The sequence below is a fragment of the Pseudomonas sp. HN2-3 genome (genome assembly GCF_020691745.1).
Taxonomy (GTDB): domain Bacteria; phylum Pseudomonadota; class Gammaproteobacteria; order Pseudomonadales; family Pseudomonadaceae; genus Aquipseudomonas; species Aquipseudomonas capeferrum.
This window is the reverse complement of record NZ_CP085704.1, coordinates 4,083,737-4,110,683: the sequence shown is the minus strand read 5'-3', so window position 1 is coordinate 4,110,683 and position 26,947 is coordinate 4,083,737. Positions and strand designations below refer to the sequence as shown.

Here is a 26,947-nt window from a genome sequence, read left to right as displayed (position 1 = left end):
CTTTGAACCCTTTGTTTTCAAGCATATTTTTATAGAGGCACGGGATTACATGGAAATCGGTCTGCGCGAGTGGCTGATCCTCATCGGCATCATTGTCATTGCCGGTATTCTTTTCGACGGCTGGCGCCGCATGCGCGGCGGAAAAGGCAAGTTGAAATTCCGCCTGGATCGCAGTTATACCAACGCCCCCGACGAAGAGGGCGGTGCCGAAGTGCTCGGCCCGTCGCGGGTGTTGGATAACCATAAAGAGCCAGAACTGGACGAGAGCGACCTGCCCTCGCTCAGTGCGTCGTCGCGTGATCGCGAGCGCGAGCCCAAGCCGGTCAAGGCCAGCAAGCGTGGCAAGCGTGCCGCAGAAGTGCCGCAGGGTGACCTGAACCTGGTGGCCGAATCGCGCGAGCCTGACCTGTTTGCCGATACCGATGATGACTTTGCTGCCGACAACAACCGCAACAGCGGTGCGTCGTCCGCCAATAACACGGTCAAGGAATTGCCCCCCGCTGAAGAAGTGCTGGTGATCAGCGTTATCTCCCGCGACGAGGGTGGCTTCAAAGGGCCGGCGTTGCTGCAGAACATTCTCGAGAGCGGCCTGCGTTTTGGCGAGATGGACATCTTCCACCGTCACGAGAGCATGGCCGGCCACGGCGAAGTGCTGTTCTCCATGGCCAACGCGGTGAAGCCCGGTATTTTCGACCTGGACGATATCGACCACTTCAGCACCCGTGCGGTGAGCTTCTTCCTGGGCCTGCCGGGCCCGCGTCATCCGAAGCAGGCGTTCGACGTGATGGTTGCAGCGGCGCGCAAGTTGGCCCATGAGCTCAATGGTGAACTCAAGGATGATCAGCGCAGCGTGCTGACCGCCCAGACCATCGAGCATTACCGCCAGCGCATCGTCGAGTTCGAGCGCCGCGCGCTGACCCAGAAACGCTGATAGTTCCAGACAAAGAGCAGCCTGTGGGCGCGCTGGTCGGTTCAGGTTTTGAGTGTGCCTGTACCGACCCTTTCGCGGGTCAAGCCCGCTCCCACAGGTACACCGTAAGCCTTGCAGGCAGTGGTGTACCTGTGGGAGCGGGCTTGACCCGCGAAAGGGTCGGCATTGACAACCTCAAACCCTGTTCTGGCACGGTGCCCCAAGGCTGCTTTTTGCTTTGCAAGAGACCCTGACCCATGAACGCCGAATCCCGAATCCACGCCCTGCGCGCCGAACTCGACCAGCACAACTACCGCTACTACGTGCTCGATGAGCCCAGCGTCCCCGATGCCGAATACGACCGCCTGTTCAACGAACTCAAGGCGCTAGAGGCTGAGCACCCGCACCTGGTGACGCCCGACTCGCCAACCCAGCGCGTCGGCGGTCAGGCCTTGGCCGCGTTCAGCCAGGTGCGTCACGAAGTGCCCATGCTCAGCCTGGGCAACGCCTTCGAAGAAGCCGACCTGCGTGAATTCGGCCGTCGTGTGGTCGACGGCCTCGACCAGCCAGGTGCGGTCGACTTCAGCTGCGAACCCAAGCTCGATGGCCTGGCTGTGAGCCTGCTGTACCGTGACGGCCAATTGGTGCAGGGCGCTACCCGCGGCGACGGCACGACCGGTGAAGACATCAGTGCCAACGTGCGCACCGTGCGCAACATCCCGCTAAAGCTCCAGGGCGAAGGCTGGCCGGCGGTGCTGGAAGTGCGTGGCGAGGTGTACATGAGCAAGGCCGGTTTCGACCGGCTCAATGCGGCCCAGGCAGAGGCGGGCGGCAAGACCTTCGCCAACCCGCGTAACGCCGCGGCCGGTAGCCTGCGCCAGCTGGACTCGAAAATCACCGCCAGTCGCCCGCTGGAGTTCTGCTGCTACGGTGTAGGTCAGGTGTCCGAAAGCATCGGCGACAGCCACATTGGCATCCTCGAACAGCTCAAGGCCTGGGGCCTGCCGATCAGCCGTGAGCTCAGGCATGCCGCCGGCATCGAAGAATGCCTGGCGTACTACCGCGACATCGGCGAGCGCCGCAACAGCCTGCCTTACGAAATCGACGGTGTGGTGTTCAAGGTCAACAGCCTGGCGTCCCAGCGTGAGCTGGGCTTCCGCGCCCGCGAGCCGCGCTGGGCGATTGCCCACAAGTTCCCGGCCATGGAAGAGCTGACCGAAGTGCTGGATGTCGAATTCCAGGTCGGCCGCACTGGGGCGGTAACCCCTGTAGCGCGTCTGAAGCCGGTCAAGGTGGCCGGTGTGACCGTGTCCAACGCCACCCTGCACAACATGGACGAAATCGCCCGCCTGGGCCTGCGCATCGGCGATACGGTCATCATTCGCCGGGCCGGTGATGTCATCCCGCAAGTCATGCAAGTGGTGCTCGAGCGCCGCCCCGAAGATGCCCGCCCGGTCGAAGTGCCGAGCGAGTGCCCGGTGTGTGGCTCGCAGGTCGAGCGTACCCAGCTGGTCAAGCGCAGCAAGGGCAAGGAAACCACCAGCGAAGGCGCGGTGTACCGTTGCGTCGGCCGCCTGGCCTGTGGCGCCCAGCTCAAGCAGGCGATCATTCACTACGTTTCGCGCCGCGCGATGGACATCGACGGCCTGGGCGAGAAGAGTGTCGAGCAGTTGGTGGACGAAGGGTTGATCGGCTCGCCGGCGGACCTGTACAAGTTGGAATTCGACCAGATCGTCGGCCTGGAAGGGTTTGCCGAGGTGTCCAGCAAGAAGCTGCTGGATGCCATCGAAGCCAGCAAGCGCCCGAGCCTGGCGCGTTTCATCTATGCCCTGGGTATCCCGGATGTGGGTGAAGAGACTGCCAAGGTGCTGGCGCGCTCGCTGGGCACGCTGGAGCGGGTGCAGCAGGCCCTGCCGCAGGTGCTGACCTACCTGCCGGACATCGGCCTTGAAGTGGCTTACGAGATCCACAACTTCTTTGAAGACGAACACAACTGCAAGGTCATCGAGCAGTTGCTGGCCTGCGGCATGCAGTTGCAGGACGAAGGCGACCTGGCCGCCGAGTTTGCTGCCAGTACGACCCTGGCTGGGATGATCGCCAAGCTCGACATTCCCTCGGTCGGCCCGACCGGCGCTGAAAAGCTGGTGGCCAAGCTCGATAGCCTGGACAAGATCATCGCTGCCGATGGCATCGACTTGCGCCAGGCCTTGGCGGCCAAGCAGGCCGAGGCGGTGCGCGAGTTCTTCAAGGACGAAGCGAACCAGAAGCTGGCGCGGGCCATCGAGGCCCAGTTGCTGGCGTTCGGCATGCACTGGCACAGCGAGAAGAAAGTCGCCGAAGGGCTGCCGCTTGCGGGGCAGACCTGGGTGTTGACCGGCAGCCTGGAGCGCATGAGCCGCGACATTGCCAAGGAGAAGCTGGAAAGCCTCGGCGCCAAGGTTGCCGGTTCCGTTTCCGGCAAGACCCACTGCGTGGTCGCCGGCCCAGGCGCGGGCTCCAAGCTGGCCAAGGCCAGTGAGCTGGGGGTGAAGGTGCTGGACGAAGACGCGTTCATTGCCTTCCTCGGCGAGCAAGGCATCACCCTCTGACCCTGCGCGGACCTTGTAGGAGCGGCCTTGCGTCGCGAAAGGGGCGCGAAGCGGCCCCAGCAATCTCTGCGGCGAAGCTGAAATCCAGGGGCCGCTTCGCGCCCCTTTCGCGACACAAGGCCGCTCCTACAAAGGCCGTCGTTCGCCAAGGTACCCCCGAATTCAAACAAGTCATTGAGAAATGATGACTTTTTCTCCGGCCAGAGGTTGTAACTTCGCCTCAGACCGGTACAATGGCGCGGCTCGCTGCTTAGCGAGTCGCGTTAGTGGTGGCCCCATCGGTCCCCCCGCATTGATTACCCGTTAACCTGGTCAGGCCCGGAAGGGAGCAGCCATAGCGGGAACATCGAGTGCCGGGGTGTGGCTGGTGGGGCCGCCTCCATTTCTGGGGTCCTAAAACCTCAGCCTGTCAGGCTAAGGCCTTCCCTCTGGCCTGTTCTGCGCTCCTGCTGTTGCCAACTTCTGCAATCGCTGAAATTCAAGACTGCCACCTTCGGACACGTTGCCGCGCTCGGGTTGCTCTCATGCACGTTGTAGCCGCTGGGCAGTTGAGAATATCCGGACGCTATGTAAGGGTTGGGGTGCGCCTGCATCCCAGATCGCCTGCATGAATGGATTCCGCGAAAATGCACAGCCTTCCAATCCTCGAAACTCCGCGCCTGATACTCACGCCGCTGCAACTCGGCGACGTGGATGCCATTCAGCAACTGTTCCCGCACTGGGACATTGTTCGCTACCTGGACAGCCGCGTGCCTTGGCCTTACCCAGAAGACGGCGCGCTGCTCTACGTCCGAGACATCGCATTACCCGCCATGAACGCCGGGTGTGAATGGCATTGGATGATTCGCCTGAAGACGGAGCCTGCGCAGATCATCGGAAGCATCAGTCTCTATGACCAGCCGGGCAACAACCGTGGCTTTTGGCTTGCACAGGCATGGCAGAAAAACGGCTACATGCGGGAGGCCTGCAGGGTCATCAACCACTACTGGTTCGAAACGCTTGGGCGTTGCGTCATGCAGGTGCCCAAGGCTGCGTGCAATGACCGATCGCGCAGTGTTTCCGTGCACGAAGGCATGCGGCTGGTGGGAACTGAAGAGGGCCATTTCGTCTGTGGCCCCGTGCTCAAGCAGATCTGGGAGTTGAGCCGCGATGAGTGGCATCGACGTGGCGGCCGTTAGGTAATGAAGTGACGATCTCAACGTAAGCAAATGCTTGCCTTTGCCTGTGCCTTGCCGTGATAGAAAACAGCACCTACCCGCAAGGACTGCTTTCATGAAGTTTCAGCCATTCACGGTGTTCTGCATCGCGTGCTTCCTGCTGTCCATCAGCTATGGCACGACGTTCCTGCTCTCGATGCTGGTGCAGACGCTGGGCGGGACTGCAAGCGATGCCGGGCAGGTATTCGCTGTTGCCATGCTAAGTACGTTGCTCTCTGTGCTCGGCTCGGGGCACCTGCTGCAGCGCTTTGGCGCTGCTCGCAGCATCGCTGTGGGGGCGCTCTGCCTGGTCGGGTCATCAGTGGGCTTTGCCATGGTCTCAAGCCTGGGCATCGCTTTGTTGGCATGCGGCTTGATGCTTGGCATCGGCTGGGGGGTGTTCTACACCATTGGCCCCATCATGGTGACGCAAATGGTCGAGCCCACACGCCGTACCCATTGTTTTGCACTGCTCTCTGGCAGCATGCTGACCGGCATTGGCACCGGGCCCTTGCTGGGCAAGTTCGCCGCTTTCGTTGCACTGCCTACCCAGCTCGCGTTCTGGGTGGCGGCGTGCGCTGCAGGGTTGGCGGGGTTGTACTTTGCTTGGCTCGCTTCGACTTCTCAGGGGCGGCGACCTGCTGAGAAGGTGCAAATCGGGTTGGCGTCCGCGCTCAAAGTGATGAGCTCGCGCTCTGGGCTGTCGATCCTGATGGTAGGGCTGGGCGGGGCAATCTTCGGCACCATGGGCAGTTTCCAGACCAGTTATGCCGCTCGCCTGGGGCTTGATTACTCGACCTTCTTCATTGGCTTCATGGGCGCTGCGATCGCCTGCAGGCTCCTGCTGGCCGGCTGGGTCGTGAAGCAACACCCGCTGGCGACCTCCTGGGTTTTAACCTTGATCATGGCAACGGCCGTGCTGGGGTTCGACCAGTGGGTGCACAGTACGGAAAGTTATCTGGCCATGGCCGTTCTTCTGGGCGTGGGTTACGGCCTGAATTACTCGGTGATCAACGGGCTGGCTGCCAACGAGGCACCGGCAGGGCTTACGGCACAAGCGCTGCTGCTGTTCAGCTTGTCGTATTTCATCGGAGTGTTCGGGTTCCCCTACGTCGCCAGCCAATTGATCACGCAGCTTGGGATCAGCGCGATGATGCTGAGCATTGAAGGCGTGGCGTTCCTGGTCGTAGGGCTAAGTACGGCCAGATGGCTGGCTTCGCGCTTTTCCAGGCCTGCTCTGGTGTAGGTGTTTTTCCCCAAGGGCGCCTGCTGCTGACAGCTTCATCAAACGCTGAAATTTCGGACAGGCCAGGTGATCTACCTCAGGGCACTGCGCTGCATGCCGCAGCCCCTTGCTCATGGCCTGCAAGCGTTTGACCCGGGTATCGATTTCGTCCGCCTTGGCTATCAGCATCTGTCGATCGACCTGAAGGTCCACCAGCATCGCCCCGACCTCATCCAGGGAAAACCCGGATGCCTGCCCCAAGGCGATCAGTGCCAGCCTATCCGCAATGTCGGCGGCGAACTGGCGCCGCTGGCCACGCCCGGCGAGCGACGTGAGCAGGCCTTTCTTTTCGTAGTAACGCAGGGTCGACGCAGGGACGCCTGTGCGTTTGGCGACATCGGCAATGTCCATCGAGGTCCTTGACTTGAAGTTGACTTCAACTTCTATGCTGCGCGGCAGGTAACTGAACGTCAATCCTAGAGGGCTGAATCAATGACGCTTGCCATGCTACAAGCCGCTTTGCTGATCGGGGTCGGCGCCACCGTGATCATGGACCTATGGGGGATACTGCTGCGGCGCTTGGGCATCCCCACCTTGAATTTCGCCATGGTCGGGCGTTGGGCGGGGCATTTGATGAAGGGGCGAGCGCGGCATGAGGCGATTGCCAAGGCGGAGCCTGTGGCCAACGAGGTGGCCTGGGGTTGGCTGATTCACTATGGCATCGGTGTGCTGTTTGCGGTGATGTTGGTGGGGATGGTCGGGGAGGGCTGGCTGAGTGCGCCGACGCTGTGGCCTGCGCTGGCGTGGGGTGTGGTGACAGTGGCGGCGCCGCTGTGCTTCATGCAGCCGTTGATGGGGGCAGGGTTCTTTGCCTCCAGAACGCCGACGCCTGGGCGTAACTGCCTGAAGAGTCTGGTGACGCATTCGGTGTTTGGGGTTGGATTGTTTTTGAGTGCGGTTGTGGTTGCGATTGATTGAAAGGGCGTTAGCGGTAGGGCTTTGGATGTTGGCGGGGCTGGGTGCAGGGCGTGAGTTTTGTGTGGCCGTTGAGATCGAGCGCCGCCCGCGCGGCGCTTCGCGGGGCAAGCCCGCTCCCACATTTGTGGACTGCCCCCAAAAAGTTGGACAGTTCTATGCTGCCGCCTGGGTCCTGTACTCGACAGGGCTCAGGCCATTGAGCCTCAGCTTGATGCGGTCATGGTTGTAGTAGTGGATGTACTCATCCAAGCCCGCTTTCAATTCATCAACATTCTCAAACCGCTTGAGGTAGAAAAATTCTGACTTGAGCGTGCCGAAGAAGCTTTCCATAGCTGCATTATCTAGGCAATTGCCTTTACGAGACATGCTCTGCTTCACTCCACAACTGCGCAGTTTCTGGCGATACTGAGCCTGCTGGTACTGCCACCCCTGATCGGTGTGGAGCACGAGTTTCGGCTTCTCCCCCAGGGTCTTGAGTGCCTTGTCGAGCATGTTCCCAACCAGGCTGTACTGTGGGCGACTGGCCGTCTCGTAGGCGATGATTTCCCCGTTATACAAATCCATCACAGGCGAAAGATAGAGTTTCTGTTGCGCCACCTTGAACTCGGTTACGTCACTCACCCATTTCTGGTTGGGGCGCTGGGCGACGAAATTACGCTCCAGCAGATTCATCGCTATCTTGCCGACAGTACCTCGGTACGACCGATATTTCTTGGGTCGCACCAGTGACTTCAGACCCAGCCCAGTCATCAGTTTCTCAACGACCTTCTTGTTGACTAGCGGCCCCTCTTTTCTGATTGCTAGTGCAACGCGCCGATACCCGTAACGCCCCTTCTCTTTGTGATAGACCTGCCGAATTCTCTCTTTAAGCTCCGCGTATTTATCCGGCTTCTGTTGGCTCTGTACCTGGTAGTAAAAAGTGCTGCGAGCCAGTCCGATCAGCCGCAGCAGGTCAGGCAAAGGGAATCTACGTTTGAGTTTGGAAACGATCAGGACTTTTTCGCCGGTATTCGTTCCTTTTCCTCGCGCAGAGCCTTGAGCTCCTTTAGGACAGCGTTCTCCATGCGCAGATACTCAAGCTCAGCCATCAGCTGGTCTCTGGGCTTTTGCGAATCGTCGGTATCTGTGGGCTTTGCTGGTTTAATCTTCTTCAACACTTTAATCGGCTTTTTCTGGCGGATGACAGGGGCTACAGGGCTACCACTGTAGTACTGCCGCTGCCAGTTGCCTATCTGCGAGGACTGGCCGAGGCCAAAATGCGCAGCGGTTTGGCGAAGAGAGAGACGATGCTCGTGCATGTGGCTCAGCACTTGGCGCTTGAAGTCGTCGTCATAGCGCTGCCCGTGCGAGCGCGGACTAAGGCTGGACTTGCTCTGATAGCTGGAGACCCACCGGCGCAGCAGACTGACGTCGATACCGAAGCGCTGGGCTACTTTTCGGAAGCCATCGCTACCATCTAGGTAGGCTGAGATGGCTGTGAGTTTGAACTGCTCTGTGTATTTGCCCATCGGTCCCCCCAAGGGTTGGATTTTTTGTCCAACTTCTTGGGGGCAGTCCATTTGTTTCGGGCCAATTATTCCTGAAGCATTAGCGCGCGGCCCTTTGGTGCCCGCCTCAATATCGCGTCGGACAAACAAGGGGGCGCGCGCCTCTATTACAGGCGATACCGGCCCGAAACAAATGTGGGAGCGGGCTTGCCCCGCGAAGCGCCGCGCGGGCGGCGCTCGATCTTGTAGGCGACATAGCACTTCCGGCGGACGCCTGTCAGCGCCAACGCGCTCTAAAACCAGGAATGTTCCTACGCTTCTCTAGCCGATTTCCCGATGCCCTGTAAGGCTCGCAGAAATATCCTACGCATCCCGTCGACTCGCGTCTGATTGTCCTGGGGAACCCCACCCCATAGGCTTTTGCGGTCGCTGTCGGTTCAGCGATCGGGTGTGGAAACCCGAGGTGTACGGGACAGCTGTCAGTTATGGCGGCTGTGAGCGGGAGGTATTCGTACCTACCGGGTTTACCGTACGCCTGGATTTCCACCCCGCTTACAGCTGCCACCCCAATGTGTGGAAACGGAAGGATGCAGCCAAACCAGTACGGAGCTGTCATGAAAAAAATCGTCCCCGACCCACCCCATACCTTCGACTTGCCCCCGGGCAAGTCCCTTTCCCGCGCCATCAGCGAAGGCATCGTGCCAATGCACTTCGCGCTGATGAATGTCTCCCACTACCTGATGTTCGCCTACAGCGACAGCCGCCGAGTTGAGCGTCAGCACTGACCGATTGTCGCGCAGGGCGCAAGGCCGCTATCACATCATCACGGCCTTGGCGCTGCGGCATTCCCGGCATACCCCGCAGCCCCATACCGCTGGCTGATCCGCTCGATCTCCCCCGTCTGTTTTATGCGCACCAGCGCCCTGAGCACCCCTTGCGTCGGTACCGCCGGGTCGCTGCGCACCATGCACCCCAGCTCCTGCTCCTCCAGCACCGCCAGCACCTGCAACTGCTGCCCCGCTGGCAAGCTGTGGTTGAACCACTGCAACGACAGTTCATTGCTCACCGCATGCAGGTACCGCCCCGCGTGCAGCTTCTGCAGGGCCAGCAGTTGGCTGCGGCTGTCTTCGCGGTGCAGCCGGCCCTGTTCGAACAACGGCTGCAAAGTCGAATAGGCATAACCCAGCACGGTGCCGATGGCTTGCGGCGCCAGTTGTTCCGGGCGGGTGGGGCTGACTTCGCCAGCGCCGCCAACCAGCACGTCGCGCTGATGAATCAACGGGATGCTCCAGACATAATTGCCCGGCCGATCATGAAACCATTGGGGGCTGACATAGCAGCGCACGTCGATATCGCCGCTCTCCATGGCCTCCTGTAGGCGCAGGCGTGCCAGTACGTGATACTCCGGGCGTACACCCGCTTCCCGGGCAATGGCCTGCATCAGGTCGAACAGCAAACCCTCCACCGGTTTGTCGCCTTCGACGCGCATCAGCGGCATGCTCCAGCTCTCGGCGACGGAAAAACGCAGCACCGGTTGTTCGGCCAGGCTGTGGGTGGCCCAGAGCAATAGCAGGGGCAACAGTCTTCGCAAGGCACATCCTCCCTGGATAGCGCGCCAGTTTCATAGCTTAGACCAGTCGCGCAGGGTGCAATTTCGGCCCCGCTCCGCTAGCATTAGCGATCTTCCGCTCGATCAGGCTACGATGGTTTTTCGATGAGTTATCAGGTTCTTGCACGAAAATGGCGTCCGCGCTCGTTCCGCGAAATGGTCGGCCAGGCCCATGTGCTCAAGGCCTTGATCAATGCCTTGGACAACCAGCGTCTGCACCATGCCTACCTGTTTACCGGCACCCGCGGCGTGGGCAAGACTACCATTGCCCGTATCATCGCCAAATGCCTGAACTGCGAAACCGGCATCACCTCCACGCCCTGCGGCACCTGTTCGGTGTGCCGGGAGATCGACGAAGGCCGCTTCGTCGACCTGATCGAGATCGACGCCGCCAGCCGTACCAAGGTCGAAGACACCCGCGAGCTGCTGGATAACGTGCAATATGCCCCGAGCCGTGGGCGCTTCAAGGTCTACCTGATCGACGAAGTGCACATGCTCTCGACCCACTCGTTCAACGCCTTGCTCAAGACGCTGGAAGAGCCGCCGCCCTACGTCAAGTTCATCCTCGCCACCACTGACCCGCAGAAGCTGCCGGCGACCATCCTCTCGCGCTGCCTGCAGTTCTCGCTGAAGAACATGAGCCCGGAGCGGGTGGTCGAACACCTCAGCCATGTGCTCACCGCCGAAAGCGTGCCGTTCGAGCCCGATGCCCTGTGGTTGCTTGGCCGCGCCGCCGATGGCTCGATGCGCGATGCCATGAGCCTGACCGACCAGGCCATCGCCTTCGGTGAAGGCAAGGTGCTCGCCGCCGATGTGCGCGCCATGCTGGGCAGCCTCGACCACGGCCAGGTCTACGGGGTGTTGCAGGCACTGCTCGAAGGCGATGCGCGGGCGCTGCTCGAGGCCGTGCGCAACCTTGCCGAGCAAGGGCCGGACTGGAGCGGTGTGCTGGCCGAGATGCTCAATGTGCTGCACCGTGTCGCCATCGCCCAGGCGCTGCCAGAGGCGGTGGACAACGGCCAGGGCGACCGTGACCGCGTGTTGGCGCTGGCCCAGGCGCTACCGGCCGAGGACGTGCAGTTCTATTACCAGATGGGCCTGATCGGCCGTCGCGACCTGCCCTTGGCGCCCGACCCGCGTGGCGGCTTCGAGATGGTCCTGCTGCGGATGCTGGCCTTCCGCCCGGCCGATACCGACGATGCACCGAAGCCGGTGCTAAAGCCGGTGGGGATCAGCCAAGCCACAGCTGATCCTGCAACCCCGGTGGCAGCGGCGCTGGTGGCCCCTGCGCCGCCAGTCGCAGAGCCCGTGGTGCCGGTCGTCGCGCAAGCTGTGCCGGCCCCGGTCGCGCCGGCCGTCGAGCAGGCGCCTGCGGTTGCTCAGCCCGCGCCTGTCGTTGAGGCGCCCGTAGAGACCGCAGCACCGGCGCCGGAGCCCGGCGCCGAGGTCATCGACCTGCCTTGGGAAGAGCCTGTAGCGCCTATAGCGCCTGTGCAGCCGGTTGCTGCCGCCCCCGAGCCCGTTGTTGCGCCGCAGCCTGCCGTGGCCGAGCCACAGCGTGATCAGCCGGCCTACGACGAGCCGCCGTTCGACCCGTCCGCCTATGCTGCGGCGGGCATGGACCGTGATGACGAGCCGCCGGCGGACGAAGACTATTACATCGGTGACAGCGACCCGGTCGGCTTCAGTTACCTCGATGAACTGGCCGAGCATGTTCAGGAAGAGCAGGCCAAACCCGCTGCCGAACCGCTGCCTGCCGCCAAGCCGGCCACCGGCCTGGCCCTGCAATGGCTGGAATTATTCCCACAGTTGCCTGTCTCCGGTATGACAGGCAACATCGCGGCAAACTGTACGTTGATGGCCGCCGACGGCGACGACTGGCTGCTGCACCTGGACCCTGGCCAGGGCGCGCTGTTCAACGCCACCCAGCAGCGGCGTCTGAACGAGGCGCTCAATCAGCACCTTGGGCGTAACCTGAACCTGCGTATCGAGCTGATTCGCCCAGAGCAGGAAACCCCGGCCCAGGCGGCCTCGCGCAAACGTGCCGAGCGCCAGCAAGACGCGGTGGTGTCGATCGAGCAGGATCCGTTGATCCAGCAGATGATCAAGCAGTTCGGTGCCAAGGTGCGACAGGATACTATTGAGCCTGTAGAGGCCCTGGCCAATCAGGGCCAGTAACGGATAACCATGCGGCCGGCCCGGTGCCAGGCCGCATCACACGACCCAATCGAGGTATACCCCCATGATGAAAGGTGGCATGGCCGGCCTGATGAAGCAGGCTCAGCAGATGCAGGAAAAAATGGCCAAGATGCAGGAAGAACTGGCCAACGCCGAAGTGACCGGCCAATCCGGTGGTGGCTTGGTGAGTGTGGTGATGACCGGTCGTCACGATGTGAAGCGCGTCAGCATCGACCAAAGCCTGATGTCGACTGATGAAGACGACAAGGAAGTGCTCGAAGACCTGATCGCTGCCGCACTGAACGACGCGGTACGCAAGGTGGAGCAGAGCAGCCAGGAAAAAATGGGCGGCATGACCGCTGGCATGCAGTTGCCACCGGGCTTCAAGATGCCGTTCTGATCGACCTTTTGCGTCAAATGGGGAGTAACGGCCGTAGGGTCGTTGCTCCCTTGTTCATTCTGTTCCCCCGACTTGCAGGCCTGTCTACATGAGCTTCAGCCCACTGATCCGCCAACTGATCGACGCTTTGCGCACCCTGCCGGGTGTCGGCCAGAAAACCGCCCAGCGCATGGCCCTGCAGTTGCTCGAACGCGACCGCAGCGGCGGCCTGCGCCTGGCTCAGGCGCTGACCCAGGCCATGGAAGGGGTGGGCCATTGCCGCCAATGCCGCACCCTGACCGAGCAGGAACTGTGCCCGCAGTGTGCCGACCCGCGCCGTGACGACACGCAGTTGTGTGTGGTCGAAGGGCCGGTGGATGTGTATGCGGTGGAGCAGACCGGTTACCGCGGCCGCTATTTCGTGCTCAAGGGGCACCTGTCGCCGCTCGATGGCCTGGGGCCTGAGGCAATCGGTGTGCCGCAACTGATGGCGCGGATCGAAGCCCAGGGCACCTTTACCGAGGTGATCCTGGCGACCAACCCGACGGTGGAAGGGGAGGCGACGGCGCATTACATCGCCCAGTTGCTGAACGAGAAAGGCCTGGTGGCGTCGCGGATTGCCCATGGCGTGCCGCTGGGGGGCGAGCTGGAGTTGGTGGATGGCGGGACGCTGGCGCATGCCTTTGCAGGGCGCAGGCCGATTTCACTCTGATTTCAGATCTTGGGGCCGCTTTGCGGTCCATTCGCGGGACAAGCCCGCTCCCACAGGTGCTGCGGTGCCTGTAAGGCCTGCACAAAACCTGTGGGAGCGGGCTTGTCCCGCGAATGGGCTGCAAAGCAGCCCCGGTATGTAACTCAATTTTCGTTAAGCGAAAACTCGGTCAGGCAGAACGTCGGCACACCCGCTGCCTGCAGCCGGCGCGAACCTTCCAGCTCTGGCAGGTCAATGATCGCCGCCGCCTCAAACACTTGGGCCCCGGTACGACGCACCAGGTTCGCCGCCGCCAGCAGCGTGCCGCCAGTGGCAATCAGGTCATCGAAAATCAGCACCGAGTCGCCTTCACACAGGCTGTCGGCATGCACTTCGAGGAAGGCCTCGCCATACTCGGTCTGGTAACCCTCGCAAAGCACGTCGGCCGGCAGCTTGCCTTGTTTGCGGAACAGGATCAGCGGCTTGTTCAACTGGTGGGCGATGATCGAGCCGATCAGGAAGCCGCGCGCGTCCATGGCGCCGATGTGGCTGAACTCAGCCTCGACATAACGCTCGATGAACTGGTCGGCGACATAGCGCAGCCCGCGCGGGGACTGGAACAACGGGGTGATGTCGCGAAAGATCACGCCCGGTTTGGGGAAGTCCACTACCGGGCGGATCAGGGCTTTGAGGTCGAAGGCTTCGCTGTGCATTGGTGCGGGTATCCTGGAAAAACGATTGCGCCAGTATACCCGTTAACCCAGGCTCAGGCGTCCATTGCACCGCCGGCCAGTGCACACAGCTGGATCGGGTCGAGGATATGCACTTCCTTGCCTTCGGCGCGCAGCAGGCCGTTTTGCTGGAAGCGGGTGAACACCCGCGACACGGTTTCCACCGCCAGGCCCAGGTAATTGCCGATTTCGTTGCGCGACATGCTCAGGCGGAACTGGTTGGCCGAATAGCCGCGGGCGCGGAAGCGCGCGGACAGGTTGACCAGGAAGGTGGCAATGCGTTCGTCGGCGGTTTTCTTCGACAGCAGCAGCATCATCTGCTGGTCGTCGCGGATCTCGCGGCTCATTACCCGCATCAACTGGCGGCGCAACTGCGGCAGTTGCACCGAGAGTTCGTCGAGGCGCTCGAAGGGGATCTCGCACACCGACGTGGTCTCCTGGGCCTGGGCTGACACCGGGTAGGCCTCGGTGTCCATGCCGGACAGGCCGACCAGTTCGCTGGGCAGGTGGAAGCCGGTGATCTGCTCTTCGCCGCTGTCGCTGAGGCTGAAGGTCTTGAGGGCGCCGGAACGTACTGCATAGACCGAGCCGAAATTGTCACCCTGGCGGAACAGGAACTCGCCTTTTTTCAGCGGCCGGCCACGTTTGACGATTTCATCCAGTGCATCCATGTCTTCCAGGTTGAGCGAAAGAGGCAGGCACAGGGGGGCCAGGCTGCAATCCTTGCAATGGGCCTGGGCATGTGGGCGCAGTTTAACTGGCTCGGACATTTTCAATCGATCCTTGTGGGAAAGCACACATAAGACGTAAGGGTAACTCACGGCGTAGGGTGTAGGCCAGCGGGCGCTATTGTGGTGCGTGCTGGCCAGGCCTCGGCGGGTGCGCGTCGAGGCCCTGTGTGTGCCCATAGTGTGCTGGCCAAAGGCGCTTGTCCATGCGGTCGAACGCCTCGCTTTTCAGATCACCCGAGAGAAGCGTTGGCGGTTGTGCATGGCCAGGTAGGCATCGAACACCATGCACACCGAGCGCGCCAACAGGCGGCCGGCAGGCAGGATGCGGATGCCCTTGTCGTCCAGGCTGATCAGGCCGTCCCGCTGCAAGGTCAGCAGTTCTGGCCAGAGGTCGTTGAAGTAGCCGCGAAAATCGATGGTGAACGCCTGTTCGATTGGCTCGAAGTCCAGTTCGAAATGGCAGATCAACTGCTGGATCACAGCCCGCCGCAGGCGGTCGTCGTGGTTGCACAGCAGGCCACGCTGGGTTGCCAGCTGGGCGTTGGAAAGGGAGTCCTGGTAGGTGTTGAGGTCGCTGCTGTTCTGGCAGTAGAGGTCGCCGATCTGGCTGATGGCGGAGACCCCCAGGCCGATCAGGTCGCAGTGGCCGTGGGTGGTGTAGCCCTGGAAGTTGCGTTGCAGGGTGCCTTCTTCCTGGGCCATGGCCAGCTCATCGTCAGGCAGGGCGAAGTGGTCCATGCCGATGTAGCGGTAACCGGCGGCGGTCAGCTGGTCGATGGTGGCATGCAGCATCTCCAGTTTCGCCGTCGGGCTCGGCAGGTCGTTGTTGTCGATGCGCCGCTGGGGCATGAAGCGCTCCGGCAAATGGGCATAGTTGAACACCGACAGGCGATCGGGCTGCAGGCGGATGACTTCCTCGACGGTACGCGCGAAGCCTTCTGGCGTCTGCTTGGGCAGGCCGTAGATCAAGTCCAGGTTGACCGAGCGGAACTGCAGGGTACGCGCCGCCTCGATCAGGGTGCGGGTCTGCTCCAGGCTTTGCAGGCGGTTGACCGCACGCTGCACGGCCGGGTCGAGGTCCTGCACGCCCAGGCTGACACGGTTGAAACCCAGCTCGCGAAGCAGCCCCATGGTCGACCAGTCGGCTTCGCGGGGGTCGATTTCAATGCCGTAGTCACCGGAGTCGTCGTCCAGCAGGTTGAAGTGCTGGCGCAGGGTCGCCATCAGCTGGCGCAGCTCCACCGGGCTGAGGAAGGTGGGCGTGCCGCCGCCGAAGTGCAGTTGTTCAACCCGTTGCTTTGGGTCCAGGTGGCAGGCGATCAGCTGGATTTCCTGCTCCAGGCGTTGCAGGTACGGCGCGGCGCGGCCGCGGTCCTTGGTGATGACTTTGTTGCAGGCGCAGTAGTAGCAGATGTTGGCGCAGAACGGCACGTGCACGTACAACGACAGCGGGCGCACGGCACGACGGCTCTCGCGCAGGGCGTGCAGCAGGTCGAACGAGCCCACTTCGCTGTGCAGTTGCACGGCGGTCGGGTAGGAGGTGTAGCGTGGTCCGGCCAGGTCGTAGCGGCGGATCAGGTCGGTATCCCAACGTAGGTCGTCGAGCATGTGGGCGGTCCCCGGATAGAGCGAGCAGTGTCCGGAGTCTAGGGGCGTCTGTAGGAATCTGTGTTGATTTGTATCAAAAGCTGCTGGGGCTGCACAGCAGGCCTATCAGTGCCCCATCAGCCAATGCTGGTGCGGCCCGGGCAGCGTCCACAGGCCAAACAGGATGACCAGCAGCCCGCCCGCCATGCGCACACTGCGCCGCCGCAGCAGGCTGCTGACGCGCTCCGCCGCCAAGCCCGTCGCCAGCAGCACCGGCCAGGTGCCGAGGCCAAACGCAAGCATCAACGCCGCGCTGTACCCCGCATTGCCCTGGCTCGCAGCCCACAGCAAGGTGCTGTACACCAGCCCGCACGGCAGCCAGCCCCACAAGGCGCCCAGCAACAAGGCGCGGGGCAGGCTGGACACCGGCAGCAAGCGCGAGGCTACTGGCTGAATATGCCGCCACAGCCCTCTGCCCAAGGCTTCGATTCGCGTCAGCCCGCTCCACCAGCCCGCCAGGTACAGCCCCATGGCAATCAGCAGCAGCGCTGCCAGCACCCGCAGCGCCAGGGCTGCCGGGCTGCTGGCCACGGCCCAGCCTGCCAGGCCCAGCAACAGGCCGGCGCAGGCATAGCTGAGGATACGCCCGACGTTGTACGCCAGCAGCAGGCGCAAACGCCGGCCGCGTTGCTCGGGCGGGATGGCCAGGGTCAGCGCGCCCATCAGGCCACCGCACATGCCCAGGCAATGGCCGCCGCCGAGCAGGCCAAGGATCAGCGCCGAGCCGAGCAGGGGAAGCAGGTCAGGCACGGGGAGGGGGTTCCTTGTCGTCTTCGGCCGGGGTGTCGTCCGTTTTCACCGCAGCCTGGTGGCGCGGGTCCTGGTCGTCGAAGAGGATGCTGTGGGCAGGGCCGTCGAGGTCGTCGTACTGGCCGCTGTCCACCGCCCAAAAGAAGATGTAGACGGCAACACCGACCAGCAACAGGGCGGCCGGGATCATGACATAAAGGGCTGGCATCGGGCGGCTCCTGCTCAGGCGGTGGCGGGTTGCCGGTGGCTGCTGGTGGCCGGCGCAGCTGGCAGCCGGGTCAGGCGCAGGGCGTTGAGGACCACGATCAGCGAACTGACCGACATGCCGATGGCCGCCCACACCGGGGTGATCCAGCCGAGCGCGGCAAACGGCAACATGAGGCCATTATACAGGGTTGCCCACAGCAGGTTCTCGAGGATGTTGCGGCGGGTGCGGCGGGCCAGGTCGAAGGCCTGTACCAGTGCCTGCAGGCGGTTGGACAACAGCACCGCATCGGCGCTGGTCTTGGCCAGGTCGGTGGCGCTGCCCATGGCAATGCTGATGTCGGCAGCAGCCAGCACCGGCACGTCGTTGACCCCGTCGCCCAGCATCAGCACCTTGCGCCCTGCCGCCTGCAGCGCCTTGAGCCGGTCCAGTTTGTCGTCCGGGCGCAAGCCGCCGATGGCCTGGTCGATGCCCAGCTGTGCAGCCACCTCGGCGACCATGGGTGAACTGTCGCCGGACAGCAGCAGCGTCCGCCAGCCACGCGCCTTGCAGGCGGCGAGCAGGGCGGGGGCGTCGTCGCGCAGGCGGTCGTCCAGGCCGAACCAGGCCAGCGGCCCTTGACGATCGCCCAGCAGCAGCCATTGCCCACGTGGCTCGGGCACGCCGGGTATCTCGGCGCCACTCAGGGCGCAGACGAAGGTGGCCTGGCCGATGCGCAGGCGCTGGCCGTCGACCAGCCCCTCAAGGCCCAAGCCGGGTATTGTCTGCACATCGTCGGCAGGCGCGGCAGTGCGGCCGAACGCGCGGGCGATGGGGTGTTCGGAGCGGTTTTCCAGGGCGGCGGCCAGGGCCAGGCAACGGTCGGCGGCCAAGCCGCCCAGTGGGCGGATGCTGCGCAGGGTCAAGCGGCCTTCGGTGAGCGTGCCGGTCTTGTCGAAGATGACCGTGTCGATCTGGTTGAGGCCTTCGAGCACATGGCCGCGGGTCACCAGCAGGCCGAGTTTATGCAGGGTGCCGGTGGCGGCGGTCAGGGCCGTCGGGGTGGCCAGGGACAGTGCACACGGGCAGGTGGCTACCAGCATGGCCAGCACGATCCAGAAGGCCCGGCCCGGGTCCAGGTGCCACCACCACAGGCCGATGGCCACGGCGGCGATCAGGGTGAACAGCAAAAACCACTGCGAGGCGCGGTCGGCGATCTCGGCCAAGCGCGGTTTTTCGGTCTGCGCGCGTTCCAGCAAGCGGACGATGGCCGACAGCCGCGAGTCGTGGCCGAGGGCTTCGACCTCAATGTTCAAGGTGCTCTCGACGTTCAGCGTGCCGCCGGTGACCCGCTCGCCGACGCGGCGCGGTTGCGGCAGGTATTCGCCGGTCAGCAGTGACTCGTCGACACTGGAGCGGCCTTCGACGATGCGCCCATCGGCGGGTATTACCGCACCGGGCAGCACTTGCACCGTGTCGCCACGCTGCACTTCGCTGAGCAGGATGCGCTCGGCGCGGCCGAGGGTGTCCAGGCGCAGGCACGAGGCCGGCAGCAGGTTGACCAGTTGTGCGGTGGCCGCCGCAGTGCGCTCGCGGGCGCGCCGTTCGAGGTAGCGGCCGGTCAGCAGGAAAAGGGCAAACATGCCCACGGTATCGAAATACAGCTCGCCGCTGCCGCTGATCGCCGTCCAGATCCCGGCGCCGAACGCCAGGGCAATGGCCAGCGAGACCGAGACGTCCATGGTCAGGTGGCGGGTGCGCAGGTCACGCGCCGCGCCCTTGAAGAAGGGCGCGCAGCTGTAGAACACGATCGGGATGGTGAGGAACAACGCGACCCAGCGCAGGATGGTGTGCAGCTCGGGTGAGAGATCGATGTTGAATTCAGGCCAGGTGGCCATGGTCGCCATCATCGCCTGGAACCACAGCAAGCCGGCGACGCCCAGGCGCCTGAGAGCGCTGCGGTTCTCGCGGGCCAGTTGTTCGGCGGCCTGGTCGGGTTGGTAGGGGTGGGCGGCGTAGCCGATCTGGCGCAGCTCGGCGAGCAGGCGCGAGAGCGCCAACTGGTTGTCGTCCCAGCTGAGCAGCAGGCGGTGGTTGGACAGGTTCAAGCGAGCTTCGGCGACCCCGGGCAGGTTGCGCAGGTGTTTTTCGATCAGCCAGCCGCAGGCGGCGCAACTGATGCCCTCGACCAGCAGGGTGGCTTCGGCCAGGTCGCCTGTATGGCGGACGAAGGTTTGCTGCACGTCGCTGCGGTCGTAGAGCGCCAGCTCATCCTGCAGTTGCCTGGGCAGCGCCTCGGGGTTGGCGCTGGTGTCGCTGCGGTGCTGGTAGTAGTGCTCCAGGCCCCCGGCGACGATCGACTCGGCCACCGCCTGGCAGCCCGGGCAGCAGAACTGTCGGGGTTCGCCGAGCACCACAGCGGTGAAGCGGTTGCCGCCGGGGACGGGCAGGGCGCAGTGGTAGCAGGGGGTGGGTTGGGTCATAAGGCAAGCACGCATTGAATTGAGTAGCGGGGACGGGGCCTGTGGGAGCGGGCTTGCCCCGCGAATGGGCAGGTAGGGTCAACATCAATAAGCAGGCCTGGCCCTTTCGCGGGCCAAGCCCGCTCCCACAGGTTGGGTAAGTGTCGCGATTATTTGTGTTCCGCACCCAGCAGCGCTTCATCGCCCAGTAGCAAGGTCACTCCATGCTCCACTTTCTCTTCCTCGAACAGCCGCCATACCTGCCCTTCCTGGCTGCCCAGCAACTCGACGAAGCGCCGCCCGTCGACCTTGTCGTCCAGCTGGCCGACATAACGCCCCGCCTCGGCACGGCTCAGCAGCACCTTGCGGTCCTTGTCCGGCTGGGTGGGCGATATCAGGTTCAGTTCCAGTGTCTGCGGGTCGCTGTCGCCGCTCAGGCGCAGGTCCACTTCGCCGGTCAGGTCGTCCAGGTGCACGCTGGCCTTGAGCTTGAGGGTCTGGGCCAGCAGCTCGCGGTCCAGCGAGCGGTTGATGCCCTTGCCGGCCTCGTAGTAGTTGTCATTCACCAGGTTGTCGGGGTTGCGCACGGCAATGCTGACCATGGTCAGGCTCAGGCACACGGAGGTGGTGAGGATGCCGATGATGATCCAGGGCCAGAGGTGTTTGTACCAAGGGCTGGCGGCGGTGGCGGCAGGCATTGTCGATAGTCTCTCTCAGCGGATCTGTGGGCCGATGAAGCGGCTCTTGGCTTCAACCTGGGCGTCGCTGTCATCGGCGCTCTTGAGGGTGAAGATGATTTCGTTGGTGGTCGATGGCAGTTTCTCGGGCGCCACCGACAGTTGCACCGGCAGGCTGACGATATCGCCGGCCGCCACGCGGATTTCGCGCTGGCCTTCGAGCTTGAGGTCAGGTAGGCCGGCGGCGTCCAGCACGTAGACGTGGTCGCGCTGGTCCTTGTTCATGACCTTGAGGCTGTAGACGTTCTCGATCCGCCCCTGGGCGTTCTCGCGGTACAGCACGCGGTCCTTGCTGACGTCGAAACCGACCAGCGAGCGGGTAGCGAAGGCGGTGGCCAGGGCGCCGATCATCACCAGCAGCACCAGCGCGTAGCCGATCAGGCGGGGGCGCAGCATGTGGGTTTTCTGCCCGGACAGGTTGTGCTCGGTGGTGTAGCTGATCAAGCCTCTGGGGTAGTTCATCTTGTCCATGATGGTGTCGCAGGCGTCGATGCACGCGGCGCAGCCGATGCACTCGATCTGCAGGCCGTCGCGGATGTCGATGCCGGTGGGGCAGACCTGCACGCACATGGTGCAGTCGATGCAGTCGCCGAGGCCCTGGGCCTTGTAGTCGATGTCTTTTTTACGCGGGCCACGGGTTTCGCCACGGCGCGGGTCGTACGACACGATCAGCGTGTCCTTGTCGAACATCACGCTCTGGAAGCGCGCATAGGGGCACATGTACACGCACACCTGCTCGCGCAGCCAGCCGGCGTTGCCATAGGTGGCAAGGGTGAAGAACCCGACCCAGAAGTAGGCCCAGCCATCGGCTTGGCCGGTAAAGAACTCGATGGCCAGTTCGCGGATGGGCGAGAAGTAGCCGACGAAGGTCATGCCGGTGACGAACCCGATCAGCAGCCATAGGCTGTGCTTGGCGAACTTGCGCAAGAACTTGTTGCCGCTCATGGGCGCCCTGTCGAGCTTCATGCGCTGGTTGCGGTCCCCTTCGGTGACCTTTTCGCACCACATGAAGATCCACGTCCATACGCTTTGCGGGCAGGTGTAGCCGCACCATACGCGGCCGGCATACACGGTGACGAAGAACAGGCCGAAGGCGGCGACGATCAGGATGCCCGACAGCAGGATGAAGTCTTGAGGCCAGATGGTGGCGCCGAAGATGTAGAACTTGCGCTCGGGCAGGTTCCACCAGACGGCCTGGTGGCCGCCCCAGTTCAGCCACACGGTGCCGAAGTACAGCAGGAACAGCAGCGCACCGCCGACCATGCGCAGGCGGCGGAAGACGCCGGTGAAGGCGCGGGTGTAGATTTTCTCGCGGGCGGCGTAGAGGTCGACGGAATCCTTCCCTTTGCTGGCAGGCGGGGTGACGTCATGTACCGGAATTTGCTTGCTCATCATCAAGTCCCACGGCAGTGGAGAAATGCCGCGGCCAGTGCATGCCGGCCGCAGTCTCGCGCAATCTGCTAGCGCGCTGCGCCCCATGATACGCCGGTGATGGCAGCCTGGGGTCGTACTGCGACCTTTAGTCGCGTTGGGTTCGTGGCGTGAATCGTGTTATGGCGGGTGTCAATTGATCCAGGTCATCTGGGGTTGCATTCGCCGGCCCTTTCGCGGGGCAAGTCGGATCGCCGCACCGCCGCTGCCACATGTAACCCATTGCTCCCATAGTCGGTGGGGTACCTGTGGGAGCGGCGGTGCGGCGATCCACTTGCCCCGCGAAGCGGCCAGGCCTGCCTTACTCGGCCTTGGCCGGCTCCTGCTCCTGATGCGACAGGCTGTACACATAAGCGGCCAGCAAATGCACCTTGTCATTACCTTGCAGTTGTTCCTGCGCCGGCATCTGCCCCTGGCGACCATAACGGATGGTCTGTTGCAGTTGAGCAAAGCTCGACCCGTAGATGAACGCCTGCGGGTGGGTCAGGTTCGGCGCGCCCATGGCTGGGGTGCCCTTGCCTTCAGGCCCATGGCAGGCCACGCAGTTGGCGGCGAAGATCTTCTGCCCGTTCTCGGCATCGGCCTTCACGCCTTCGGGCAGCGTACGGCCATCGAGCTTGCTGACCACAAAGGCCGCCACATCAGCCACACCCTGCTCGCCGATCACCTCGGACCAGGCCGGCATCACGCCGTGGCGCCCGCCCATGATGGTGGTCTTGATGGTTTCCGGCTCACCGCCCCAGCGCCAGTCCTTGTCGGTCAGGTTGGGGAAGCCGTAGGCGCCCTTGGCGTCGGAGCCGTGGCACACCGAGCAGTTGGAGGCAAACAGCCGTGCGCCCATTTTCAGTGCCTGCGGGTCCTTGGCCACGTCCTCGATGGGCATGGCGGCGAACTTGGCGAAGATCGGCCCGAAGCGGGCATCGGCCTTGGCCATTTCCTTCTCCCACTCGTGCACGCCGGTCCAGCCCGGCTGGCCGTTGGCAAACTCGGTCTGCTTGTCGGTATCCAGGTACGAATAGCCCGGCAGGATGCCTTTCCAGTTACCCAGGCCCGGGTACAGCACCAGGTAGCCGAGGGCGAAGATGATGGTGCCGACGAAAAGCCAGAACCACCATTTGGGCAGTGGGTTGTCATATTCCTCGATGCCATCGAAGGCATGCCCGACGGTCTCGTCGGTGACCTCTTCGCGCTGGCCCTTGCGGGTCGACAGCAGCAGCCAGGTCAGCGAGAAGATGGTGCCCAGGGTCAGGACGGTGACGTACAGACTCCAGAAGGTTGTCATTGTTTTTTGCTCCCAGAAGCTTTTGCTTGCGCTTGCTCGACGTGCCGGGTGGCTTCGGGGTCATCCGCGAAGGGCAGCCGGGTCGCCTCGTCGAACTCCTGCTTGCGCCGCGGGTTGAACACCCACAGCGCCAGGCCCACGAAGGCCACCATCACCACGACGGTGCCCAGGCCGCGAATCATCCCGATATCCATCAGCGTCACCGTTTGCTTTTGATGATGGTGCCAAGACCCTGCAGGTACGCGACGATGGCGTCCATTTCGGTCTTGCCCTTGACCGCGTCACGCGCGCCGGCGATGTCGGCGTCGGTGTACGGGGTGCCGAGGGTCCGCAGGACCTCCATCTTCTTCGCGGTGTCCTTGCCGTCGAGCTTGTTCTCGACCAGCCACGGGTAGGACGGCATCTTCGACTCGGGCACCACGTTGCGCGGGTTGTACAGGTGCGCACGGTGCCAGTCATCGGAGTAGCGGCCACCGACGCGGGCCAGGTCCGGGCCGGTACGTTTGGAGCCCCACAAGAACGGGTGGTCCCACACGCTTTCACCGGCCACCGAGTAGTGGCCATAGCGCTCGGTTTCAGCGCGGAACGGGCGGATCATCTGCGAGTGGCAGCCCACGCAGCCTTCGCGGATGTAGATGTCGCGGCCTTCAAGCTCCAGCGCGGTGCGCGGCTTCATGCCTTCAACGGGTTTGTTGGTGACGTCCTGGAAAAAAAGCGGGACGATCTGGGTCAGGCCACCGACGCTGACGGCGATGACCATGAAGAAGGCCAGCAGGCCTATGTTCTTCTCGACGGCTTCATGCTTCATCAGTGCGCTCCCACGACGACGATCTTGGCGGCTTCATCCGCTTCTACCGGGTTGGCCGCGCGTACGGTGCGGAACACGTTATAGGCCATCAGCAACATGCCCGAGGCGAAGAACGCACCGCCCAGCGCACGGACGATGTAGCCCGGGTGGCTGGCCTGCAAGGCTTCGACGAAGGAGTAGGTGAGCGTGCCGTCATCGTTGATGGCGCGCCACATCAGGCCCTGGGTGATGCCGTTGACCCACATCGAGGCGATGTACAGCACGGTGCCGATGGTCGCCAGCCAGAAGTGCGCGTTGATCAAGCCGACGCTGTGCATCTGCGCGCGACCATACAGGCGCGGGATCATGTGGTAGACCGCGCCGATCGAGATCATCGCCACCCAGCCGAGGGCGCCGGCGTGGACGTGGCCGATGGTCCAGTCGGTGTAGTGCGACAGCGAGTTCACGGTCTTGATGGCCATCATCGGGCCTTCGAAGGTGGACATGCCGTAGAACGCCAGCGAGACGACCAAAAAGCGCAGGATCGGGTCGGTACGTAATTTATGCCAGGCACCGGACAAGGTCATCATGCCGTTGATCATGCCGCCCCAGCTTGGCGCCAGGAGGATGATCGACATCACCATGCCCAACGACTGCGCCCAGTCGGGCAGTGCGGTGTAGTGCAGGTGGTGTGGGCCGGCCCAGATGTACAGGGTGATCAGCGCCCAGAAGTGCACGATCGACAGGCGATACGAGTAGATCGGCCGCTCGGCCTGCTTGGGCACGAAGTAGTACATCATCCCCAAAAAGCCCGTGGTCAGGAAGAAGCCTACCGCGTTGTGGCCGTACCACCACTGGATCATCGCGTCGGTGGCACCGGCATAGGCCGAGTACGACTTGAACAGGCTGACCGGCAGCGAGATGTGGTTGACGATGTGCAGCATCGCGGTGACCACGATGAATGCACCGTAGAACCAGTTGCCGACGTAGATGTGCTTGGTCTTGCGCTTGACGATGGTGCCGAAGAACACCAGCCCGTAGGTGACCCAGACGATGGCCAGCAGGATCGCCAGCGGCCATTCCAGCTCGGCGTATTCCTTGGTGGTGGTGTAGCCCATCGGCAAGGTGATCAGTGCGCCGACGATTACCGCTTGCCAGCCCCAGAAGGTGAAGGCCGCCATGCTGTCGGAGATCAGCCGGGTCTGGCAGGTGCGCTGCACCACGTAGTAGCTGGTGCCGAACAGCGCACAGCCGCCGAAGGCGAAGATCACCAGGTTGGTGTGCAGCGGGCGCAGTCGGCCGAAGCTGGTCCAGGGCAGGTCCAGGTTCAGTTGCGGCCATACCAGTTGCGAGGCGATGAAGACGCCGAGGCCCATGCCAAGGATCCCCCAGACCACCGTCATGATGGCGAACTGGCGGACGACCTTATAGTTATAAGCAGTCGGACTGATTGCTGTGCTCATTCTAAGGTTCCACGGTTTTAATGTTCTTGTTGGTCGAAAAATCGGCGCCAGTATCGATAACCACCGGGGCTATCGCAACGCAACTTTGGTACGCCGACCCGTGTCCAAGCCCGTTCACCTGTGTCCAGCGGTGTCAGGGTTCGAACGATTGTACACAAATAAATATTTGTAATGTGTACCGTTTTTCATCTTTTTCTGATCGATCGGTCAGGCTTTTTTATCGGACGGCGCTAGGCTGTGCGCCGCGTCTGCTTCGCTGGATTGGCAGCGAAGCCCACTGAGGCAACAAGCTTAGTTCGGTTAGGGGGGGGTGCAAGGGAGGGCGTACGGCGGAAGAGGGTTGGGGCTGCAGAGCAGCCCCGGGGGTACTACTTGGAGGTCACGGTTTCAGCAGCGCTATCCTGCGACAGGCTATACACGTAAGCCGCCAGCAGGTGCACCTTGTCATTGCCCTGGATCTCTGCCTGCGCTGGCATCTGACCCTGGCGACCATAGCGGATGGTCTGCTGCAACTGGGCAAAGCTCGACCCGTAGATGAACGCCTGCGGATGGGTCAGGTCAGGCGCGCCCATGGCGGGGGTACCCTTGGCCTCAGGCCCGTGGCAGGCTACGCAGTTGCCGGCGAAGATCTCCTTGCCCTTGGCCGCGTCGGCCTTGACCCCTTCCGGCAGGCTGCGGCCATCGAGGTTGGTCAGCACGAACGCGGCCACATCGGCCACACCCTGCTCGCCAATCACCTCGGCCCAGGCTGGCATCACGCCGTGCCGGCCGTTCATGATCGAGGCCTTGATGGTCTCCGGCTCGCCACCCCAGCGCCAGTCCTGGTCGGTCAGGTTGGGGAAGCCATAGGCGCCCTTGGCGTCCGAGCCGTGGCACACCGAGCAGTTGGAGGCAAACAGGCGGCTGCCCATTTTCAGTGCTTGCGGGTCCTTGGCCACTTCTTCCACTGGCATGGCCGCGTACTTGGCGAAGATCGGGCCGAACCTGGCGTCGGCCTTGTCCATTTCCTTCTGCCACTCATTGACCCCGGTCCAGCCGTTGTCATAGCCCGGCAGGATGCCTTTCCAGTTGCCCAGGCCCGGATAGAGGATCAGGTAGCCCACCGAGAACACCAGGGTGCCGACGAACAGCCAGAACCACCACTTGGGCAGCGGGTTGTCGTATTCCTCGATGCCATCGAAGCTGTGCCCCATGGTCTGGTCGGTGGTGTCGTTGGCCTGGCCCTTGCGGGTCGACAGCAACAGCCAGGTGAGGCCGATCAAGCTGCCGATGGTCAGTACGCTGATGTACGTACTCCAGAACGTGGTCATTGCCCGGAACTCCTCTTGGCAGCAGGTGCCTGCCCGGCAGGGGGCAGGTGGTCGTCGACGAAGGGCAGCAGGCGCGCTTCGGCGAAATCACGGTCGCGGCGGCGGTTGAATACCCAGAGTGAGAGGCCGATGAAGGCGATCATCACCACCAGGGTACCCAGGCCACGGATCATGCCGATGTCCATGTCCAT

26 protein-coding genes and 1 other RNA gene are annotated in these 26,947 nt (G+C 63.0%); 10 read left to right on the top strand and 17 right to left on the bottom strand.

The genetic code is table 11. The annotated features are described in order from the left end of the window. The first annotated feature begins 49 nt into the window (after nucleotides 1–49). The 5 genes from zipA to LJX93_RS18555 all read left to right on the top strand — a co-directional run bounded on the left by zipA (nucleotide 50) and on the right by LJX93_RS18555 (nucleotide 5,940). Nucleotides 50–931: a cell division protein ZipA gene (gene zipA / locus LJX93_RS18575; protein ID WP_033699369.1), complete on the top strand. Its 882-nt coding sequence runs from the start codon at nucleotides 50–52 to the stop codon at nucleotides 929–931. Between the two features lie 236 nt (nucleotides 932–1,167). Beyond that, nucleotides 1,168–3,498, top strand: a complete 2,331-nt coding sequence (ligA, locus tag LJX93_RS18570) for an NAD-dependent DNA ligase LigA (protein ID WP_227696274.1) — start codon at nucleotides 1,168–1,170, stop codon at nucleotides 3,496–3,498. Nucleotides 3,499–3,774: 276 nt separating this feature from the next. Further along, nucleotides 3,775–3,871, top strand: an RNA gene (ffs, locus tag LJX93_RS18565) — signal recognition particle sRNA small type. 253 nt (nucleotides 3,872–4,124) lie between these two features. Continuing rightward, complete coding sequence (locus LJX93_RS18560) at nucleotides 4,125–4,676, top strand: GNAT family N-acetyltransferase (RefSeq protein WP_033699367.1); 552 nt, start codon at nucleotides 4,125–4,127, stop codon at nucleotides 4,674–4,676. A 94-nt stretch (nucleotides 4,677–4,770) separates the two neighbouring features. Continuing rightward, a complete protein-coding gene (locus LJX93_RS18555; RefSeq protein ID WP_047581331.1) occupies nucleotides 4,771–5,940 on the top strand; it encodes an MFS transporter in 1,170 nt (389 codons plus the stop codon). Here the strand turns inward: LJX93_RS18555 and LJX93_RS18550 are convergent. Then, nucleotides 5,887–6,330, bottom strand: coding sequence for a helix-turn-helix domain-containing protein (locus LJX93_RS18550; protein ID WP_033699365.1), 444 nt, complete (start codon nucleotides 6,328–6,330; stop codon nucleotides 5,887–5,889). The genes LJX93_RS18555 and LJX93_RS18550 overlap by 54 nt on opposite strands. A gap of 93 nt (nucleotides 6,331–6,423) precedes the next feature. On the opposite strand from LJX93_RS18550, the gene LJX93_RS18545 reads away from it, so the two are divergent. Further along, complete coding sequence (locus LJX93_RS18545; RefSeq protein WP_414004128.1) at nucleotides 6,424–6,897, top strand: DUF2938 domain-containing protein; 474 nt, start codon at nucleotides 6,424–6,426, stop codon at nucleotides 6,895–6,897. Nucleotides 6,898–7,050: 153 nt separating this feature from the next. On the opposite strand, the gene LJX93_RS18540 is transcribed toward LJX93_RS18545, so the two are convergent. Further along, nucleotides 7,051–8,405, bottom strand: a protein-coding gene (locus LJX93_RS18540) for an IS3 family transposase (protein WP_156056779.1) whose coding sequence is annotated in 2 segments (ribosomal slippage) — nucleotides 7,051–7,932 and nucleotides 7,935–8,405 — 1,353 coding nt in all. Because the reading frame shifts where the segments join, the coding sequence is not laid out codon by codon here. Between the two features lie 593 nt (nucleotides 8,406–8,998). On the opposite strand from LJX93_RS18540, the gene LJX93_RS18535 reads away from it, so the two are divergent. Beyond that, nucleotides 8,999–9,169 (top strand): hypothetical protein, encoded by a 171-nt coding sequence (locus tag LJX93_RS18535; protein ID WP_186665954.1) that lies wholly within the window; start codon nucleotides 8,999–9,001, stop codon nucleotides 9,167–9,169. 38 nt (nucleotides 9,170–9,207) lie between these two features. On the opposite strand, the gene LJX93_RS18530 is transcribed toward LJX93_RS18535, so the two are convergent. Then, nucleotides 9,208–9,975 (bottom strand): substrate-binding periplasmic protein, encoded by a 768-nt coding sequence (locus LJX93_RS18530; protein ID WP_047581327.1) that lies wholly within the window; start codon nucleotides 9,973–9,975, stop codon nucleotides 9,208–9,210. Between the two features lie 123 nt (nucleotides 9,976–10,098). On the opposite strand from LJX93_RS18530, the gene dnaX reads away from it, so the two are divergent. The 3 genes from dnaX to recR all read left to right on the top strand — a co-directional run bounded on the left by dnaX (nucleotide 10,099) and on the right by recR (nucleotide 13,262). Then, the gene (gene dnaX, locus LJX93_RS18525; protein WP_227696272.1) at nucleotides 10,099–12,171 is read left to right on the top strand and encodes a DNA polymerase III subunit gamma/tau; all 2,073 of its coding nucleotides are present in this window, start codon (nucleotides 10,099–10,101) and stop codon (nucleotides 12,169–12,171) included. 64 nt (nucleotides 12,172–12,235) lie between these two features. Next, nucleotides 12,236–12,571, top strand: a complete 336-nt coding sequence (locus LJX93_RS18520; protein ID WP_008093501.1) for a YbaB/EbfC family nucleoid-associated protein — start codon at nucleotides 12,236–12,238, stop codon at nucleotides 12,569–12,571. Nucleotides 12,572–12,659: 88 nt separating this feature from the next. Beyond that, a complete protein-coding gene (gene recR / locus LJX93_RS18515; protein WP_033699359.1) occupies nucleotides 12,660–13,262 on the top strand; it encodes a recombination mediator RecR in 603 nt (200 codons plus the stop codon). 143 nt (nucleotides 13,263–13,405) lie between these two features. Here the strand turns inward: recR and LJX93_RS18510 are convergent, their stop codons facing one another. From LJX93_RS18510 to LJX93_RS18445, 14 genes are all read right to left on the bottom strand, one after another. Beyond that, nucleotides 13,406–13,954 (bottom strand): adenine phosphoribosyltransferase, encoded by a 549-nt coding sequence (locus tag LJX93_RS18510; protein ID WP_156311360.1) that lies wholly within the window; start codon nucleotides 13,952–13,954, stop codon nucleotides 13,406–13,408. A gap of 53 nt (nucleotides 13,955–14,007) precedes the next feature. Then, entirely contained in the window at nucleotides 14,008–14,742 is a 735-nt protein-coding gene (fnrA, locus tag LJX93_RS18505; protein WP_033699356.1) for a Crp/Fnr family transcriptional regulator FnrA, read from the bottom strand. Nucleotides 14,743–14,928: 186 nt separating this feature from the next. Then, complete coding sequence (gene hemN, locus LJX93_RS18500; protein WP_033699355.1) at nucleotides 14,929–16,311, bottom strand: oxygen-independent coproporphyrinogen III oxidase; 1,383 nt, start codon at nucleotides 16,309–16,311, stop codon at nucleotides 14,929–14,931. Nucleotides 16,312–16,416: 105 nt separating this feature from the next. Beyond that, nucleotides 16,417–17,100, bottom strand: coding sequence for a sulfite exporter TauE/SafE family protein (locus LJX93_RS18495; RefSeq protein ID WP_095063701.1), 684 nt, complete (start codon nucleotides 17,098–17,100; stop codon nucleotides 16,417–16,419). Then, nucleotides 17,093–17,308: a cbb3-type cytochrome oxidase assembly protein CcoS gene (gene ccoS, locus LJX93_RS18490; RefSeq protein ID WP_033699353.1), complete on the bottom strand. Its 216-nt coding sequence runs from the start codon at nucleotides 17,306–17,308 to the stop codon at nucleotides 17,093–17,095. The genes LJX93_RS18495 and ccoS overlap by 8 nt, the downstream gene beginning before the upstream one ends. Before the next feature lie 14 nt (nucleotides 17,309–17,322). Next, nucleotides 17,323–19,767 carry a heavy metal translocating P-type ATPase gene (locus LJX93_RS18485; protein WP_033699352.1) on the bottom strand — a complete coding sequence of 815 codons (2,445 nt, stop codon included), beginning with the start codon at nucleotides 19,765–19,767 and terminating at the stop codon, nucleotides 17,323–17,325. 149 nt (nucleotides 19,768–19,916) lie between these two features. Then, a complete protein-coding gene (locus LJX93_RS18480) occupies nucleotides 19,917–20,444 on the bottom strand; it encodes a FixH family protein (RefSeq protein ID WP_033699350.1) in 528 nt (175 codons plus the stop codon). Between the two features lie 15 nt (nucleotides 20,445–20,459). After that, complete coding sequence (gene ccoG / locus LJX93_RS18475) at nucleotides 20,460–21,875, bottom strand: cytochrome c oxidase accessory protein CcoG (protein ID WP_033699348.1); 1,416 nt, start codon at nucleotides 21,873–21,875, stop codon at nucleotides 20,460–20,462. Between the two features lie 340 nt (nucleotides 21,876–22,215). After that, complete coding sequence (gene ccoP / locus LJX93_RS18470; RefSeq protein ID WP_047581313.1) at nucleotides 22,216–23,196, bottom strand: cytochrome-c oxidase, cbb3-type subunit III; 981 nt, start codon at nucleotides 23,194–23,196, stop codon at nucleotides 22,216–22,218. Continuing rightward, nucleotides 23,193–23,390 carry a CcoQ/FixQ family Cbb3-type cytochrome c oxidase assembly chaperone gene (locus tag LJX93_RS18465; protein WP_033699345.1) on the bottom strand — a complete coding sequence of 66 codons (198 nt, stop codon included), beginning with the start codon at nucleotides 23,388–23,390 and terminating at the stop codon, nucleotides 23,193–23,195. Before LJX93_RS18465 ends, ccoP (LJX93_RS18470) begins: the two co-directional genes overlap by 4 nt. A gap of 5 nt (nucleotides 23,391–23,395) precedes the next feature. Continuing rightward, complete coding sequence (ccoO, locus tag LJX93_RS18460) at nucleotides 23,396–24,004, bottom strand: cytochrome-c oxidase, cbb3-type subunit II (RefSeq protein WP_003254286.1); 609 nt, start codon at nucleotides 24,002–24,004, stop codon at nucleotides 23,396–23,398. Further along, nucleotides 24,004–25,446 carry a cytochrome-c oxidase, cbb3-type subunit I gene (gene ccoN, locus LJX93_RS18455; RefSeq protein WP_047581310.1) on the bottom strand — a complete coding sequence of 481 codons (1,443 nt, stop codon included), beginning with the start codon at nucleotides 25,444–25,446 and terminating at the stop codon, nucleotides 24,004–24,006. The genes ccoO and ccoN overlap by 1 nt, the downstream gene beginning before the upstream one ends. Before the next feature lie 368 nt (nucleotides 25,447–25,814). Next, complete coding sequence (gene ccoP, locus LJX93_RS18450) at nucleotides 25,815–26,756, bottom strand: cytochrome-c oxidase, cbb3-type subunit III (RefSeq protein WP_033699343.1); 942 nt, start codon at nucleotides 26,754–26,756, stop codon at nucleotides 25,815–25,817. Beyond that, on the bottom strand, nucleotides 26,753–26,947 hold the full coding sequence (locus LJX93_RS18445; protein ID WP_033699341.1) for a cbb3-type cytochrome oxidase subunit 3: 195 nt from the start codon (nucleotides 26,945–26,947) through the stop codon (nucleotides 26,753–26,755). The genes ccoP (LJX93_RS18450) and LJX93_RS18445 overlap by 4 nt, the downstream gene beginning before the upstream one ends.